Here is a 16,171-nt window from a genome sequence, read left to right as displayed (position 1 = left end):
CGTGTACGGAAACCACCCTCTGCGGCCGAGAGTCAGGCCGCCGTGGCCTGCAAAAGCTGCAACGCCGCCGCACTCGGAGAATCCGGCTCAGCGGTGTACATCAATATTCGGTGGCCCGATTCATCCGGTGATATGAGCACCTCGAAGTCCAATTCCATCGAACCGACGGAAGGATGCTGGAAGTACTTCAGACCCGACATGCAATTCTCAACCGGATGCTTCGCCCACAGTTTCGCAAATTCCGCACTTTTCACGGTCAGCTCGCCGACCAGCGAAATCAAGTCCAGGTCGTCGTCGAAACGTCCAGCCAACAGGCGCAGTGACGAAACCGCTCGTGTCGCTTCCTCGCACCAGCTCGCATATAACTCGCGCGTGTGGGCATCGAGAAACAGCATCCGCGTCATGTTGGGCCGGTCGGCGGGGCAGTGCGGACTCTCGAAGTCCAGGTGCGACCCGACGAGTTTATGGCCGAGCGAATTCCACGCCAGAACCTCACTGCGGCGGCCCAACACAACGGCCGGCATGCTCGACATGGATTCGATCAGGCGAAGGGTTCCGGCCCTGGCCTTGTCTGGTTTCGAGCCACTGCGACGTTTTGTTCTCGTCGGCTTGGCGAGATCCATCAGATGCGAGCGCTCGGCCTCATTCAGCTGGAGCGCCCTGGTGATGGCTTCAAGCACCGATTCCGAGGCATTGCTGCTCAGGCCCTGCTCGAGGCGCGTGTAGTAGGTAATGCTCACTCCCGCCAGCATCGCCAGTTCCTCCCGGCGCAGCCCGGGAACGCGCCGGACGCCGTAATTCTGAAGCCCGACGTCCTCCGGCTGCAACCCGGAACGTCGGATCCGGAGAAATTCACCAAGTTCTGTGGGGCCAGTCATATTTTCAGTCTGTCCTACCCGAGCGAGGATTACCTACCCTTGCCAGGGATACGCACGACGCGGTGTGGTTGTTCCCGGCCGGAGTGCACAGGCTGGAGGCAGGAAGAAGACAACCGCTACTGGCAACCGGAAGGTGCACCCCATGACACAAACGAACGGCGTCCGCGAGACGACGAACGCAACACCGCCACCTACTGTGGCGGGCGCGGCGGCGTCATCCACGAGCATGACCGGCAAGCAGAGGCTGATCCTCGTGCTGCTCCTGACGGCGAGTTTCACCCTCGCTGTCGACTTCTCTATTCTCAACGTGGCATTGCCGGCGATCGGCGATGAGATCGGCTTCGGCCTGGACACCCTGCAGTGGGTGGCCACATCATTCGCACTCTGCGCGGCCGGGTTCACGCTGCTGTTCGGCCGCATCGGTGATGTCGTCGGACGTCGGCGTCTCTTCGTTCTGGGCATGGCCGTGCTCGGCGTCGGCTCGCTCATAGGGGGACTGGCCACGTCGCCTGCCCTGCTGCTGATCGCCCGCGTTCTGCAGGGGTTGGCAACGGCAGCCGTGGTTCCCGCGGCGCTGTCGCTCCTGACCACAACCTTTCCCGAGGGAAAGCTGAGGGAGAAGGCTCTCGGGCTCAACGGCGCACTGATGGCCGCAGGCTTCACCACTGGCGCGATTCTTGGCGGCGTGCTGACCGACCTGCTCTCTTGGCGGTGGGCGTTCTTCATCAACGTTCCCATCGCGCTCGCCGTCGTTGTGCTGGCGCCGATGGTTGTGGCCGAATCGCGACCGGCTAACCGATCGAAAATGGACCTGCCCGGGGCGATCACCGTGACGGCGGGGCTCCTGGCCATTGTCTACGGACTGTCCTCAGCGGCGCAGACATCGTGGACGGACCCGGTCACCGTGGGGTCGCTCGGAGCGGGCGTGCTGCTTCTGGCGCTCTTCTGGGCGGTGGAACGCAAGGCGGAGCATCCGCTGGTACCGTTTGCCGTTCTTCGCCGCAGCACCATCGCCTGGGGCAACATTGCCGGCATGCTCGCCTTCGTCACCGAGACGTCGCTGGTGTTTCTACTCACGTTGTACCTGCAGAAAACGCTCGGCTATTCGCCCCTGCTGGCCGGTCTTTCCTTTGCAGTGCTGGGAGTCGGCACGGTTCTCGGCGGAATCATCGGCCCGCGTCTGATCGGCCGGTGGGGCACGAAGCGGTCCATCGTCGGAGGATTTGTCGTGCAGGCAGCGGCCACGGGTTCGCTGCTGTTCCTCGGAACGACGAGCAGCTCCATCGTGCTGCTGCTCATCGCCACCTTCGTCGGCGGTGTCGCCAACCTCGTCGTGATCGTCGGGTTCATGGTCACCGCCACCTCGGGCCTCGCCGATCGCGAGCAGGGCCTGGCCACCGGACTGGCCACCATGAGCCAGCAGGTCGGCATCACAATGGGCATCCCGATCATGAGCGCGATCGTCGCCGCCCGGGTTCACCAGCTCGGTGCCGAGACGCCGGCGACGGTGCTCGACGGCGTGCTCGGCGCAATCGTCGTCAACACGGCGCTGTGCCTCGTCACGGCCCTTGCTGTCGCGCTCTTTCTGCGCCTGCCGAACCGACCGAAGGGCTGAGACCCCACTCTCGATGAGCGGATATCGACCTGCCACATAGCACGAACGCCCACTGCCCGGACTGTTACAAATGCGTTACTGTCCGGGCATTTGGCATACCTCGACCTTTGTTCTGACCTAAGTTGGGGAGTATGGAGCCAACTGATTCGTCCCCGGCTACGTCGAACATCACCGTTCGTCGGGGGGAACCGCTAGTCGTCGTCAAGAACATCAACAAGCACTACGGGGAACTTCACGTTCTCAAGAACATCAATGCCGTGGTCAACCGCGGTGAGGTGGTCGTAGTCATCGGGCCGAGCGGGTCGGGAAAATCGACCCTGTGCCGGGCCATCAACCGCCTCGAGACCATCGACGACGGTGTGATCACCATCGATGGTGTGAAGCTGCCGGCCGAGGGAAAGGCGCTGGCCCACCTGCGCGCAGATGTCGGCATGGTTTTTCAGGCGTTTAACCTGTTCGCACACAAGACCGTGCTGGAGAACGTGACCCTCGGCCCGATGAAGGTGCGGGGACTATCGAAGGCCGAGGCTGAGAAAAAGGCCATGGCCTTGCTGGAACGCGTTGGCGTGGCCAACCAGGCAAAGAAGATGCCGGCCCAGCTCTCCGGTGGTCAGCAACAGCGTGTCGCTATCGCTCGTGCCCTCGCGATGGAGCCGAAGTTGATTTTGCTTGACGAGCCCACCAGTGCGCTCGACCCTGAAATGATCAACGAGGTTCTCGAGGTCATGGTCGACCTCGCCAATGAGGGCATGACCATGATCGTCGTCACCCACGAGATGGGCTTCGCCCGCAAGGCTGCTGACCGCGTCATCTTCATGGCCGAGGGCGAAATCGTCGAGGAGACTTCCCCCGAAGAGTTCTTCACGAACCCGCAGAGCCTCCGCGCCCAGGATTTCCTCTCCAAAATTCTCGAACACTAACCGTCCTTTCCACGACACAGCATCCAGGAGTAGACAAATGAGACTCAAAAAAGGCCTTGTAATTTCGGCGCTGGCCCTCGCGGGCGCGCTCGTGCTCAGTGGCTGCACCGATTCGGGTGCATCGAATGAGGCAGTGCCCGTCGAGGAAGCCCCCGAATTCGAGGCGGGCACCACCATGGCAGCCCTCGCCGAAGCCGGCGAGATCACGATCGGCACGAAGTTCGACCAGCCGCTCTTCGGTCTTCGTGGCGCCGATGGTGACCCGGTGGGATTCGATGTCGAGATCGGCAAGCTGATCGCAGCCAAACTCGGCATTGCCCCCGACAAGATCAAGTGGACCGAGACCGTCTCGGCCAACCGCGAACCATTCATCCAGAATGGCCAGGTTGACCTCGTCGTCGCCACCTACACGATCAACGACACCCGCAAAGAGGTCGTGTCCTTCGCCGGGCCGTACTACTCCGCTGGTCAGGACCTGCTCGTTCTCGCCGGCAACACCGACATCACCGGCCCCGAAGACCTCACCGACCAGCCCGTCTGCACGGTGAGCGGCTCTACGTCGGAGAAGAACATCGCCGAATTCACCAGCAACATTATCGCCACGGACACGTACTCCAACTGCCTGGGCCCGCTGCGCAGCGGTGAAGTTGTCGCCGTCACCACGGACAACGTGATTCTGGCCGGCCTCGCCGACCAGAACGAGGGCGAGTTCGAGGTTGTCAACAACCCGTTCACGGAAGAGCCTTACGGTATCGGCGTTGCGCTTGATGACACCGAATTCCGCGCCTTCATCAACGATGTGCTCGAGGAAGCTTTCGAAGACGGTACCTGGGTTGACGCCTGGGAGTCCACCGCCGGAACGGTTCTCGACACTCCCGAGCCGCCGACCGTTGACCGCTACTAGGCCAACACCGCCCCTGCAGTACCAGTAGTCAGCACGGATGGCCCGTTCGTAGTCGGACGGGCCATCCGTGAGTATTCCAGCCAAACCCTAGGCTCCACCATGGACATCAGAAGAGGAGGTGAGTTGTGGACGCAGTCATCGACAACCTGCCAACGTTCCTGGAAGGCTTCCGGAATACCCTGGGCCTCCTCGCCCTCGCCGGAATCGGCGCTTTCATCCTCGGCATCGTCGTCGCGGCGATGCGGATCTCACCGGTGGGGTCGTTTCGTGCCTTCGCGACCGTTTACACCGAAATCGTGCGGAACACACCGCTCACACTCGTACTGTTCTTCTGCGCCTATCTGCTGCCGTACCTACAATTCTCCCCCGGCTACTTTCAGTTGGCCGCGATCGGGCTGACGGTCTACACCTCGCCCTTCGTCGCCGAGGCGCTGCGTTCGGGTGTCAACGGTGTGCATGTCGGCCAAGCTGAAGCTGCCCGCAGCATCGGCCTGACGTTTGGGCAGACCTTGTCCTTCATCGTGATGCCGCAGGCCGTTCGCATGGTTATTCCCCCGCTGATCAACGTGTTCATCGCCCTCGCCAAGAACACTTCGGTCGCCGGAGCCTTTTTCGTGTTCGAGCTCTTTGGCGCCGCCCGTCAGATCACCAATGATCGCGGTGACGCGGTCATCGCCATTTTGCTCGCCGTCGCCGTGTTCTACCTCATCATCACCATTCCGCTCGGCCTGGTCGCCGGCCGGATCGAAAAGAAGGTGGCGGTACTCCGATGACTTCCGTACTGTACGACGTTCCCGGCCCCAGGGCCCGTGCGCGGTCCCGGGTGATTTCGCTCCTCGGTATTGTGCTCATCGCTGGCGGACTCGTCGCCCTCGTCGTGGTACTCGGCCTGCCCAAGGCGAGCGCTAATGGTGCCGTGCAGCCCGGTCTGTGGGACGCCTCCCGGTGGGACGTCTTCAATGATGTTCAGGTCTGGCGCACCCTCGGCATCGGTGCCCTCAACACCCTGCGGATGGCAGCCGTCGCCGCGGTGTTGGCCCTCATCGTCGGAGTTCTCTTTTCGTTCGGCCGCGCAGCCGACAGCGCTTGGGTGCGCATCCCGACGACGGTCGTGCTCGAATTCTTCCGTGGCATGCCCGTGCTGCTCATGATGCTGTTCATTCTGCTGGTGTTCTCCACCGGATCGTTTTGGGCCGGTGTCAGCGCCCTCGCGGTCTACAACGGCGCGATCATCGGCGAGGCGCTCCGCGCCGGAATCAAAGCACTCCCGAGCGGGCAGCGCGAAGCTGGTCTGGCCATCGGCCTCACCCCGGTCGCCACTCGCTTCCGGATCGAATTTCCGCAGGCATTCCGCCAGATGCTGCCCATCATCATCGCCCAGCTGGTCGTGCTGCTCAAGGACACCTCGCTGGCCTTCGTGGTCGGTTATAACGAGCTTCTGCGCAGCGGCAACTACAACCTCTCCCAGTTCTTCGGCAATCGCTACCAGTTCTCCTTCTTCTTCGTCGTGCTGGTGATCTATCTCGCCATGAACCTGTCCCTGTCCTGGCTGGCCCGCATCATTGCGCGTCGCACCGGTTCGCAGAGCGGTGGGGTCACTGCAACGGACACCACCAAGGGGCCTGCCAAACCCGGAGACCCAAACCTCGTCTATGCGAACGCCTTGGGGGCTCAGAGTAAGGGCCAGTACTGAGCCCGCTAAACTTGGGCCTTGTGTCTGTTCCCAGCGTTCCCCCAGAGCCCACCACACCATCCGATCCGGCTGACGCCGCCGCATCCGCTCAGCCCGAGCCGTTGATCTCGGAAGCCGCCGTCAACGCCGCGGTCGACGCCGCACTGGCCGCCATCGCCGCCGCCGCGACGACCGCCGCGCTCAAGCTGGTGCGCAGCGAGCACGCGGGGGAGTCGTCGCCGTTGTCGAAGCTCAACGCGCTCATGCGCAGCGTTCCCGGCAACCAGAAGGCCGCAGCCGGCAAGCTGGTCGGCCAGGCCCGCGGCGGCGTCACCAAAGCGCTGACCGCTCGCGAAGACGAAATCGGCACGGCCGAAGCGGCCGCCCGCCTGCTCGCCGAAACGGTCGACGTGACCGCTGCGGCATCCGCTTGGAAGGCCGGGGCGCGGCATCCGATCTCGCTGCTCAGCGAGCGTGCCGCCGACGTATTCGTCGCGATGGGCTGGGAAGTCGCCGAAGGGCCGGAGCTCGAGAGCGAATGGTTCAACTTCGACGGACTCAACTTCGACGAAGATCACCCCGCCCGCGCCATGCAGGACACCTTCTTCGTCGAACCGACGGATGCCCACCTCGTTCTGCGCACACAGACCTCGCCCGTTCAGCTGCGCGCGTTGCTGTCGCGCGAGTTGCCGGTGTACGTCGTCGCGCCTGGACGAGTTTTTCGCACCGACGAACTCGACGCGACCCACACCCCGGTGTTCCACCAGATCGAGGGCATTGCCATCGACAAGGGCCTCACCATGGCGCACCTGCGCGGCACGCTCGACCACTTCGTCAAGGCTCTGTTCGGCCCCGAAGCCAAGGTTCGACTGCGCCCCAACTATTTTCCATTCACCGAGCCGAGTGCTGAGCTCGACGTCTGGCACCCGACCTTCAAGGACGGCGCACGCTGGATCGAGTGGGGTGGCTGCGGAATGGTGCACGCGAATGTGCTGCGCTCGGCCGGAATCGACCCCGAGGTCTACTCCGGGTTCGCGTTCGGTGTCGGTGTGGAACGAGCAGTGATGTTTAGAAATGACGTAAAGGACATGCACGACATGGTCGAGGGCGATATCCGGTTCAGCCAGCAGTATGGGATGACGGTCTAATGCGGGTGCCACTGTCCTGGCTCGGCGAATTCGTCGACCTCGCGCCCGGCACCACGCCGGAGGATGTACACGCTGCACTCGTGAGCGTCGGCCTCGAAGAGGAAGAGATCCACCGATTCGAGGTCTCCGGCCCGATCGTGGTTGGTGAGGTGCTCGAATTCGTTGGCGAAGAGCAGACCAACGGCAAGACCATCAACTGGTGCCAGGTGCGCGTGGCGCCGGATGGCGAGCTCGCCGCTGACGGCGGCCCGGCCGTGCACGGCATCATCTGCGGCGCGCACAACTTCGCCGTCGGGGACAAGGTCGTCGTGACCCTGCCCGGCGCCTCGCTGCCCGGACCATTTCCGATCGCCGCCCGCAAGACCTACGGCCACACGTCCGACGGCATGATCGCCTCGGCCCGTGAGCTCGGTCTCGGCGACGAGCACGACGGCATTCTGCTGCTGAAGAACCTCGGCATCGATGCCCCGGTCGGAACGGATGCGATCGCCCTGCTCGGCCTGGATGACAGCGCCGTCGAGATCAACGTCACCCCCGACCGGGGCTACGCCTTCTCCATTCGCGGCGTCGCCCGCGAATACTCGCATGCGACCGGTGTTGCGTTCCGCGACCCTGCGCTCGCCCTGACGGTCGTGGCTCCGGTCACCCGGTTCCCGGTGACGATCGACGACCAGGCACCCATTCGCGACCGAAACGGCGCGACCGTGTTCGTGACCCGCGTCGTGCGCGGAGTCGACCCGACACGACCGACCCCGGCCTGGATGATCGCCCGTCTCGGGCTGGTCGGCATCCGCTCGATCTCCCTCGTCGTCGACGTGACCAACTACGTGATGTTCGAGCTCGGCCAGCCGTTGCACGGCTACGACCTCGACAAGCTGACCGGCGGCATCATCGTGCGACGCGCGACCGCGGGCGAGAAATTTACCACGCTCGACGCGGTCACCCGTACGCTCAGTGTCGAAGATCTGCTGATCACCGACGAATCCGGGCCGATCGGCCTGGCCGGCGTGATGGGCGGGGCGAACACCGAGATCAGCGCGCAGACCGTCAACGTGCTCGTCGAAGCCGCCAACTTCGACCCGGTATCGATTGCACGCTCTGCCCGCCGCCACAAGCTGCCGAGCGAGGCGAGCAAGCGATTCGAGCGCGGTGTCGACCCGCAGGTTGCTGCCGTTGCCGCCGCCCGCGTCGTGCAGCTGCTCGTCGACCTCGCCGGCGGAACCGCCGACGACCTCGGCTCGGTCTACAACGAGGCGCCCGCGTCTGAACCGATTCGGCTGCCAACCGGGTTCGTGTCGGGCCTCATCGGCCTGGCCTACACCGGCGACGAGGTGCGCGATGCTCTGGTCGACGTCGGTGTTTCGCTGGTCGAAGCGGATGGTGACCTGCAAGTCACCCCGCCGAGCTGGCGCCCCGACCTCACCGACAAGTGGACCCTGGCCGAGGAGGTCGCCCGCATCGTCGGGTATGACCGCATCCCGTCGGTGCTGCCCATCGCCCCGCCCGGCCGCGGCCTGACCCGCACGCAGACGCTGCGCCGCACCGTCGCGCAGACCCTCGCGGCCACCGGCCACACCGAGGTGCTGACCTACCCGTTCGTTTCGGAGCAGGCCAACAACCTGTTCGGTGCGGGCGTTGCAGCGCTCGGTGCCGTTTCCGCCGCCGAAGCGGATTCCGGCGCGATCGCGGCCGACGGGGGCGCGGCATCCGCTGTCCCGGTGTCGATTCCGCAGATGAAGGTCGCGAACCCGCTCGACGGCGAGGCGCCGTTCCTGCGCACCTCGATGCTGCCCGGCCTGTTGCAGATCGCGCACCGGAACCGGTCACGCGGACTGGTCGACGTCGCCATCTATGAGCAGGGACTCGTCTTTCGCCCCGAGGCCGGCGTGACCTACGGTACGGCCGTGCTGCCTGCCGGGGGAGAGCGCCCGAGCGCCGAGGCCGAGGCTTCGTTGATCGCGGGAATCGTACCGCAGCCGCTCCTGGTCGGCGTCGTTCTCGTTGGCAACGACGTGCGACACCAGCCAGGCCTGCCCGCGGTTGCCGCCGGCTGGCAGTCGGCGCTGGCCGCCGTGCAGCAGGTGGCGCTGGCCACCGGCGTGCGCATTGAGGTGCGCCAGGGTCGGCACCCGGCGATGCACCCGGGCCGCACCGCGGAGCTGTTCGTCACGGTTCCGGCCGCGACCGCTGCGGCCTCGACGGTCTCGGTCGGATTCGCCGGCGAGCTGCTTCCCGCCGTCGCCGACGACTACGATCTGCCCGCCGTTGTCGCCGTCGCCGAGATCAACCTCGGGCTGGTTTTCGCGCAGGCGGGCGGTGACCTTACGGTCACGCCGATCCGCACGATGCCCGCCGCCACCCAGGACCTCTCGCTCGTCGTCTCGGCCTCGGTACCGGCTGCAGCCCTGCGCACGGCCGTGGCAGAGGGAGCCGGCGACCTGCTCGAGCACATCGAGCTCGTCGATGACTATCGTGGTGCCGGTGTCGAACCCGGCCAAAAGTCACTCACCTTCGCGCTGCGTTTTCGCGGCGAGGAGCGCACGCTGACCGCCGCCGAGGCCAGCGCCGCCCGCCTGGCCGGCGTCGCGGTCGCCGCCGAGCGCTTCGGAGCGACCCTCCGCGAGTAGCGCTGGACGCGGATGTCGTGAGTCGCCCTTTCGGGCCGGTCCGCGGCATCCGCTCGTCGTGGCACGTGTTTGAGAGGGCGGCACTGGTTTGAACGCGTGCGGGCTTCTCAAACGCGTGCCGCGAAGCCTCAGCCGGGCAGCCGGAGGTACTAAGCGTGCCTCCGTCAGCTGCGGCGTCTGGTTGGCGCTCGCGGCACACCCTTGTCCATCAGGAAACGATAGAACGCTGGCGGCGAGAGCGCGAGTTTCCATCCCCACCGGTCGAAGCTGTTGACCTCCGGCCGTAGAACGCTCTCCCGGTCCTTTTCATCGATGACAACCTGCACGATGTCGCGACCGGCCATCTCCGCCGCACGGGTGTACTTGATGTGGCCATCGAACTCGCCGATCTTGCGTACCCCTCGCCAGAAGTAGTCCACGTAGTACGTGCGCCCGTCAACGTCGAAGCGCACTTGCAATTCGGGAATTACGAAGCCCAATTCCTCGAACCGCACTCGCCCGAGTGATTCGCCGGGATTAGCTGAGAGGCCGTCGGCGAACATGATGGCGCGCTCGGCTGCCCGGTGTCCATTTCTCGGGTGCACCCGCTCCAGCTCGGTCAGTAGGGTCGAATGAGTGATCGGTGGTGCCCCGACGCTCCCTGACCTCTGGCCGGCGTTCAGCCGTGCTGCTTCACAATGCAGAACGTAGTCAATCATCGTGACCCCGACCAGAAAGCTCGTCGTCGCAGCCATATCGATCAAAGTACGTGACAGACTCGTTGCTCGGACGCCGTCGATAACCACGGGAGATGGGTCTGCCGGCCCTCGATGAGTTGTGAGGAGCCTCGAGCTACTGCCACCGGCGGTGTCGGGATCGATGGCATGCACGCCCTGGGGCCACGGGCCAATCAGCGGCAATCCGTGGATTACGGCCGCGGAATGATGCGAATACATCAAGTCACGCTCGGCCCGGGCTGCTGTCGCCCGAACGAAGAGGCGGTATCGACCATCGGCGCTGATGTTCTTCCAGAGCGGGCCGAGAGCGTACCACCCGCGTCGAATCCGCACGATCTCACCGCGTCTGAGAAGTGAATCGACGGCGTGGGAGTTCATGCCCGAAGCGCGCAGCGCCTCGGCAGGGATCAGGCCGTCGTAGCGGGCGTCACAGGTTTCCAAAATGTCGCGCACGTCCTCAGTGTGACGCGAGCCATGCACAACGAGCCGGTGTGGTCACGACCTGTGGAGGGCTGGCTCCGGTCTGGGCCGTGGAGGAGTCGCACCCGTTCGTCGCGGCACGCGTTTGAGAGGTTGGCACTGGTTTCAACACGTGCGAGCTTCTCAAACACAGGCCCCGAGGTGGCGGGGCCGGCTGCCTTGAACGGATGCCGTGGGCTGCCGATCGGCGCGCGCCGAGGCCAGCCAGTCGCACCCGTTCGTCGCGGCACGCGTTTGAGAGGTTGGCACTGGTTTGAACACGTGCCAGCTTCTCAAACACAGGCCACGAGGTGGCGGGGCCGGCTGCCTTGAACGGATGCCGTGGGCTGCCGATCGGCGCGCGCCGAGGCCAGCCAGTCGCACCCGTTCGTCGCGGCACGCGTTTGAGAGGTTGGCACTGGTTTGAACACGTGCCAGCTTCTCAAACACAGGCCACGAGGTGGCGGGGCCGGCTGCCTTGAACGGATGCCGTGGGCTGCCGATCGGCGCGCGCCGAGGCCAGCCAGTCGCACCCGTTCGTCGCGGCACGCGTTTGAGAGGTTGGCACTGGTTTGAACACGTGCCAGCTTCTCAAACACAGGCCACGAGGTGGCGGGGCCGGCTGCCTTGAACGGATGCCGTGGGCTGCCGATCGGCGCGCGCCGAGGCCAGCCAGTCGCACCCGTTCGTCGCGGCACGCGTTTGAGAGGTTGGCACTGGTTTGAACACGTGCCAGCTTCTCAAACCCGTGCCACGAGCCGACTGACGCCGCGCCCGGCGCGGAAACGGGGCCGCCGGGGCCGCGCTAGGTTTAACACATGGTTTTTTCGGTAGCAGTGGCGGGCGCGAGCGGGTATGCGGGCGGTGAGCTGCTGCGGCTGCTCGCCGGTCACCCCGAATTCGAGGTGGGCACGGTCACCGCGCACAGCAATGCCGGGCAGCGCCTGGTCGATGTGCAACCGCAGCTTCGTTCCCTCGCGCACCTGACCCTGGTCGACACGACGCCGGAGAATCTCAGCGGCCACGACGTGGTCTTCGTCGCCCTGCCGCACGGAAAATCCGGCGAGCTCACCGCGCACCTGCCCGCCGAGACCCTCGTCGTGGACTGCGGCGCCGACCACCGCCTCGAAAGCGCCGAGGACTGGGCGGCGTTCTACGGCGGCGACTACTTCGGCGCCTGGACCTACGGGGTGCCCGAACTGCCGAGCGGGCACGGCAAACAGCGCGAGCGGCTCGTTGGCGCTCGCCGCATCGCCGCGCCCGGTTGCAATGCCAGCACGGTGGCCCTGGCCCTGGCCCCCGGCATCCACGCCGGCGTGATCGAAGCGCAGGACCTCGTGGCCGTACTCGCCGTCGGCCCGAGCGGCGCCGGCAAGAGCCTCAAGCTGCCGAACCTCGCGGCCGAGATCCTCGGCTCCGCCAACCCCTACGCGGTCGGCGGTACCCACCGTCACATTCCCGAGATCGTGCAGTCGCTGCGCTGGGCCGGCAGTACCACCACGGCGACCATTTCATTCACCCCGGTGATCGTGCCAATGTCCCGCGGTATCCTCGCGACGGCGACCGCCCGTCTGGTGCCGGGCACGAGCGCCGCAGCCGTGCGCGCCGCCTGGGAGAACGCCTACGCCGACGAGCCGTTCGTGCACCTGCTGCCCGATGGTCACTTTCCGCGCACGAATGACGTGCTCGGCGCCAACACCGCGCTGATCGGACTGGCCGTCGATGAAGCAGCCGGCCGCGTCGTCACGATCACCGCCATCGACAATCTCGTCAAGGGCACCGCCGGAGCTGCCATCCAATCCGCCAATATCGCCCTCGGCCTGACCGAAACGCTCGGTCTGACCATGAATGGAGTTGCTCCGTGAGTGTCACCCTTCCCGCCGGTTTTGCTGCTGCCGGCGTCACCGCCGGCCTGAAGAAGTCCGGCGGCCTCGACCTCGCCCTCGTGCAGAACCTCGGCCCGCTGCAGAACGCCGCGACCGTGTTCACGAGCAACCGCTGCCAGGCCAACCCGGTCATCTGGAGCACCCAGGTCATGAGCGATGGCCGAGTCAGCGCCATCGTGCTCAACTCCGGCGGCGCCAACTGCTACACCGGCAGCATCGGCTTCCAGACGACGCACGCCACCGCCGAGGCCGTGGCGAAGCGACTCGGCATCTCCTCGGGTGACGTTCTGGTCTGTTCTACCGGACTGATCGGGGAACAGCTCAACCTCGACCTCGTCACCGCCGGCGTCTTTGACGCCACCACGGCCATCACAACGGATGCCGCCACCACGCCCGCCGCCGGCCTCCTGGCCGCGCAGGCCATCATGACCACAGACACCCGGCCGAAGCAGGCGGCGCACACGTCGCCGGCCGGCTGGAGCATCGGTGCCATGGCCAAGGGCGCCGGCATGCTCGCGCCCGGTCTCGCCACCATGCTCGTCGTCATCACGACCGACGCCGTGCTCGAGTCGGCCGAACTCGACACGGCCCTGCACGCCGCCACCCGGGTCACCTTCGACCGCCTTGACTCCGACGGCTGCATGTCGACCAACGACACCGTGAGCCTGCTCTGCTCCGGCGCGAGCGGCGTCGCCACCGACCTGACCGAATTCACGGCAGCGCTCGTCGAAATCTGCCGCGACCTCACGCTGCAACTGCAGGGCGATGCCGAGGGCGCCGCGCATGATGTGGCGATCACCGTCACCAACGCGGTCTCCGAGGACGAAGCCGTCACCGTGGCGCGCGCGGTCTCACGCAGTAACCTGTTCAAATCGGCCATCTTCGGCAATGACCCGAACTGGGGCCGCGTGCTCGCCGCCGCCGGAACGGTGCCGGTCAAGGACGCCGCCTTCGACCCGTATGGCATCGATGTCGCCATCAACGGCGTGCAGGTGTGCACCGCGGGCGAGCCGGACCAGCCGCGCGACCTCGTCGATCTCTCGAGCCGCGGCGTGACTGTGCTGATCGACCTGCACGCGGGCAGCGAAACCGCCACACTGTGGACCAACGACCTCACCCACGACTACGTCGAAGAGAACAGCGCGTACTCGAGCTGATCATGACCGACACAGCGAGAACCAGCGCCGACGAGACCAGCCAGGCCGAAGCATCCGTCAAAGCGGAAACGCTGATCGAAGCGCTGCCGTGGCTCAAACGCTTTCACGACCAGATCATCGTCGTGAAGTTCGGCGGCAACGCCATGGTGAGCGAAGAGCTCCAGCACGCCTTCGCTGAAGACATGGTCTACCTGCGGTATGCCGGCATCCGCCCGGTTGTCGTGCACGGCGGCGGACCGCAGATCTCCGCCATGCTGAAACGGCTCGGCATCGAGAGCGAGTTTCGCGGCGGCTACCGGGTGACCACGCCCGAGGCGATGGACGTGGTGCGCATGGTGCTCACCGGGCAGATCAACCGCGACCTGGTCAGCCACATCAATCAGCACGGCCCGCTCGCCGCCGGACTCTCCGGCGAGGACGCCGGTTTGTTCCGTGGGCGCCGCCGCGGGGTGGTCATTGACGGCGAAGAAGTCGACCTGGGACTCGTCGGCGACGTCATCGGCGTCGACCCCGAAGCGGTGCTCGCGCAGCTCGCCGCCGGCCGCATTCCGGTGGTCTCGTCGATCGCCCCCGATACGGATGTCCCGGGCCAGTCCCTCAACGTCAACGCCGACGCTGCTGCTGCCGCACTCGCGATCGCGCTCGGCGCGGCCAAACTCGTGATTCTCACCGACGTCGCCGGGCTCTATCGCGACTGGCCGAACCGGGATTCGCTCGTCTCGATCATCGACGTACTCGAATTGCGCGGCCTGCTGCCCGAACTGGAATCGGGCATGATTCCCAAAATGACGGCCTGCCTCGACGCCGTCGACGGCGGCGTCGCCAAGGCCGCGATCATCGACGGGCGAGTGCCGCACTCGATCCTGCTCGAAATTTTCACTGGAAGCGGCATTGGCACGGAGGTAGTACCCGCATGACTGACGTTTCCTGGCAGAACCGATTCGCCGATTCGATGATGCGCACCTTCAGCCCGCCGCTGGCCATGCTCGTGCGCGGTGAAGGGTGCTATGTCTGGGATGACAAGGGCACGCAGTACCTCGATTTTCTCGCCGGCATCGCCGTGAACTCGCTCGGCCACGCCCACCCCGAGGTCGTCTCAGCTGTTACCAAACAGATCGGCACCATCAGCCACGTTTCCAACTATTTCGCGACGCCGCCGCAGATCGAACTGGCCGAACGGCTGAAACGCATCACCGGTGCGGGCGACGACGGTCGGGTGTACTTCTGCAACTCGGGCGCCGAGGCGAACGAGGCCGCGTTCAAACTGGCCAGGCTCAACAACAAGGGCCACCGCGGCCGCATTATCGCGCTGCACGATTCCTTTCATGGTCGCACCATGGGCGCCCTCGCCCTCTCGGGCAAACCGCACATGCGTGAGTCCTTTGAACCGGTGCCCGGCGGCGTCGAACACATCGACAGCACGATCAAGGATCTCGAAGCGACCATCGACAACACCGTCGCCGCCCTGTTCCTCGAACCGGTCAAGGGCGAGGCCGGCGTCATCGACCTGCCGGTCGGTTTTCTGAAACGCGCCCGCGAGCTGTGCACCGAGCACGGCGTGCTGCTGATCATCGACGAAATCCAGACCGGAATCGCCCGCACCGGCGCCTGGTTCGCCTACAACCACGACGAGATCCTTCCGGATGCTGTCACCATCGCCAAAGGGATGGGCGGCGGTGTTCCCATCGGAGCGCTCGTCACCTTCGGCTGGGCCTCGGAACTGTTCCGCCGCGGCCAGCACGGCTCGACCTTCGCCGGCAACCCGCTCGTCACCGCAACCGCGAACGCCGTGCTCGGCGTGATCGAACGTGACGACCTCGCCGCCAACGCCGCCCGTCGCGGCCAGCAGCTGCGCGAGATCATTCTCGGGTTCCACTCGCCGCTGATCGAAGAGGTACGCGGGCGCGGCCTGCTGCTCGGCGTCGGCCTGACCGAACCGGTCGCGCTGAAACTGAGCGCGGCCGCCCTCGCCAACGGTCTCATCGTGAATGCCGCCAACGAGACCAGCATTCGCATCGCACCGCCCCTGATCGTCGGCGACGCCGAACTCGCCGACTTCGAGGAGCGGTTCGGGCGTGCGCTCGCCAGCCTCTAGGCTGGACGAATCCCACTTTGCGCGGGTCTGGGCCGGCGCGCAGGCTTCAACCGGGGGAGCGGCATCCGCTCACTCACTGTTTAAACTCCAAGAG

General features: G+C 65.5%; 13 protein-coding genes and 1 pseudogene. 11 read left to right on the top strand and 3 right to left on the bottom strand.

Annotated features, from left to right (window positions below; translation table 11 throughout):
* Positions 1-32: 32 nt before the first annotated feature.
* Positions 33-878 carry a helix-turn-helix transcriptional regulator gene (locus tag E3O06_RS09400; protein ID WP_134503074.1) on the bottom strand — a complete coding sequence of 282 codons (846 nt, stop codon included), beginning with the start codon at positions 876-878 and terminating at the stop codon, positions 33-35.
* Between the two features lie 142 nt (positions 879-1,020).
* On the opposite strand from E3O06_RS09400, the gene E3O06_RS09395 reads away from it, so the two are divergent.
* The 7 genes from E3O06_RS09395 to pheT all read left to right on the top strand — a co-directional run bounded on the left by E3O06_RS09395 (position 1,021) and on the right by pheT (position 9,764).
* Complete coding sequence (locus tag E3O06_RS09395; RefSeq protein WP_338144839.1) at positions 1,021-2,493, top strand: MFS transporter; 1,473 nt, start codon at positions 1,021-1,023, stop codon at positions 2,491-2,493.
* Between the two features lie 131 nt (positions 2,494-2,624).
* Positions 2,625-3,413 carry an amino acid ABC transporter ATP-binding protein gene (locus tag E3O06_RS09390; RefSeq protein WP_134503072.1) on the top strand — a complete coding sequence of 263 codons (789 nt, stop codon included), beginning with the start codon at positions 2,625-2,627 and terminating at the stop codon, positions 3,411-3,413.
* A gap of 37 nt (positions 3,414-3,450) precedes the next feature.
* On the top strand, positions 3,451-4,317 hold the full coding sequence (locus tag E3O06_RS09385) for a glutamate ABC transporter substrate-binding protein (RefSeq protein WP_134503070.1): 867 nt from the start codon (positions 3,451-3,453) through the stop codon (positions 4,315-4,317).
* Between the two features lie 125 nt (positions 4,318-4,442).
* The gene (locus E3O06_RS09380) at positions 4,443-5,090 is read left to right on the top strand and encodes an amino acid ABC transporter permease (RefSeq protein ID WP_092111701.1); all 648 of its coding nucleotides are present in this window, start codon (positions 4,443-4,445) and stop codon (positions 5,088-5,090) included.
* Positions 5,087-6,010, top strand: a complete 924-nt coding sequence (locus tag E3O06_RS09375; RefSeq protein WP_134503068.1) for an amino acid ABC transporter permease — start codon at positions 5,087-5,089, stop codon at positions 6,008-6,010. The genes E3O06_RS09380 and E3O06_RS09375 overlap by 4 nt, the downstream gene beginning before the upstream one ends.
* Before the next feature lie 101 nt (positions 6,011-6,111).
* The gene (gene pheS, locus E3O06_RS09370; RefSeq protein WP_134503344.1) at positions 6,112-7,137 is read left to right on the top strand and encodes a phenylalanine--tRNA ligase subunit alpha; all 1,026 of its coding nucleotides are present in this window, start codon (positions 6,112-6,114) and stop codon (positions 7,135-7,137) included.
* The gene (gene pheT, locus E3O06_RS09365) at positions 7,137-9,764 is read left to right on the top strand and encodes a phenylalanine--tRNA ligase subunit beta (RefSeq protein WP_134503066.1); all 2,628 of its coding nucleotides are present in this window, start codon (positions 7,137-7,139) and stop codon (positions 9,762-9,764) included. The genes pheS and pheT overlap by 1 nt, the downstream gene beginning before the upstream one ends.
* Positions 9,765-9,928: 164 nt before the next feature.
* Here the strand turns inward: pheT and E3O06_RS09360 are convergent, their stop codons facing one another.
* Positions 9,929-10,498 carry a hypothetical protein gene (locus E3O06_RS09360; protein ID WP_134503064.1) on the bottom strand — a complete coding sequence of 190 codons (570 nt, stop codon included), beginning with the start codon at positions 10,496-10,498 and terminating at the stop codon, positions 9,929-9,931.
* A gap of 297 nt (positions 10,499-10,795) precedes the next feature.
* Positions 10,796-10,933: pseudogene (locus E3O06_RS18415) on the bottom strand (type IV toxin-antitoxin system AbiEi family antitoxin domain-containing protein); the annotation flags it as partial.
* Positions 10,934-11,757: 824 nt separating this feature from the next.
* Between E3O06_RS18415 and argC the strand changes: the two are divergent.
* From argC to E3O06_RS09340, 4 genes are read left to right on the top strand one after another with little or no spacing between them, the layout of a single operon-like run.
* Entirely contained in the window at positions 11,758-12,804 is a 1,047-nt protein-coding gene (gene argC, locus E3O06_RS09355; protein ID WP_134503062.1) for an N-acetyl-gamma-glutamyl-phosphate reductase, read from the top strand.
* Positions 12,801-13,982 carry a bifunctional glutamate N-acetyltransferase/amino-acid acetyltransferase ArgJ gene (gene argJ, locus E3O06_RS09350; RefSeq protein WP_134503060.1) on the top strand — a complete coding sequence of 394 codons (1,182 nt, stop codon included), beginning with the start codon at positions 12,801-12,803 and terminating at the stop codon, positions 13,980-13,982. The genes argC and argJ overlap by 4 nt, the downstream gene beginning before the upstream one ends.
* A 2-nt stretch (positions 13,983-13,984) precedes the next feature.
* The gene (gene argB / locus E3O06_RS09345; RefSeq protein ID WP_134503058.1) at positions 13,985-14,899 is read left to right on the top strand and encodes an acetylglutamate kinase; all 915 of its coding nucleotides are present in this window, start codon (positions 13,985-13,987) and stop codon (positions 14,897-14,899) included.
* A complete protein-coding gene (locus tag E3O06_RS09340; protein WP_134503056.1) occupies positions 14,896-16,077 on the top strand; it encodes an acetylornithine transaminase in 1,182 nt (393 codons plus the stop codon). Before argB ends, E3O06_RS09340 begins: the two co-directional genes overlap by 4 nt.
* The last annotated feature ends 94 nt before the right edge of the window (positions 16,078-16,171 follow it).

The organism is Cryobacterium glaciale (assembly GCF_004402535.1).
Lineage (GTDB): Bacteria > Actinomycetota > Actinomycetes > Actinomycetales > Microbacteriaceae > Cryobacterium > Cryobacterium glaciale.
Note: the sequence above shows the minus strand (reverse complement) of the source record. Positions and strands in the feature narration are given on the sequence as shown.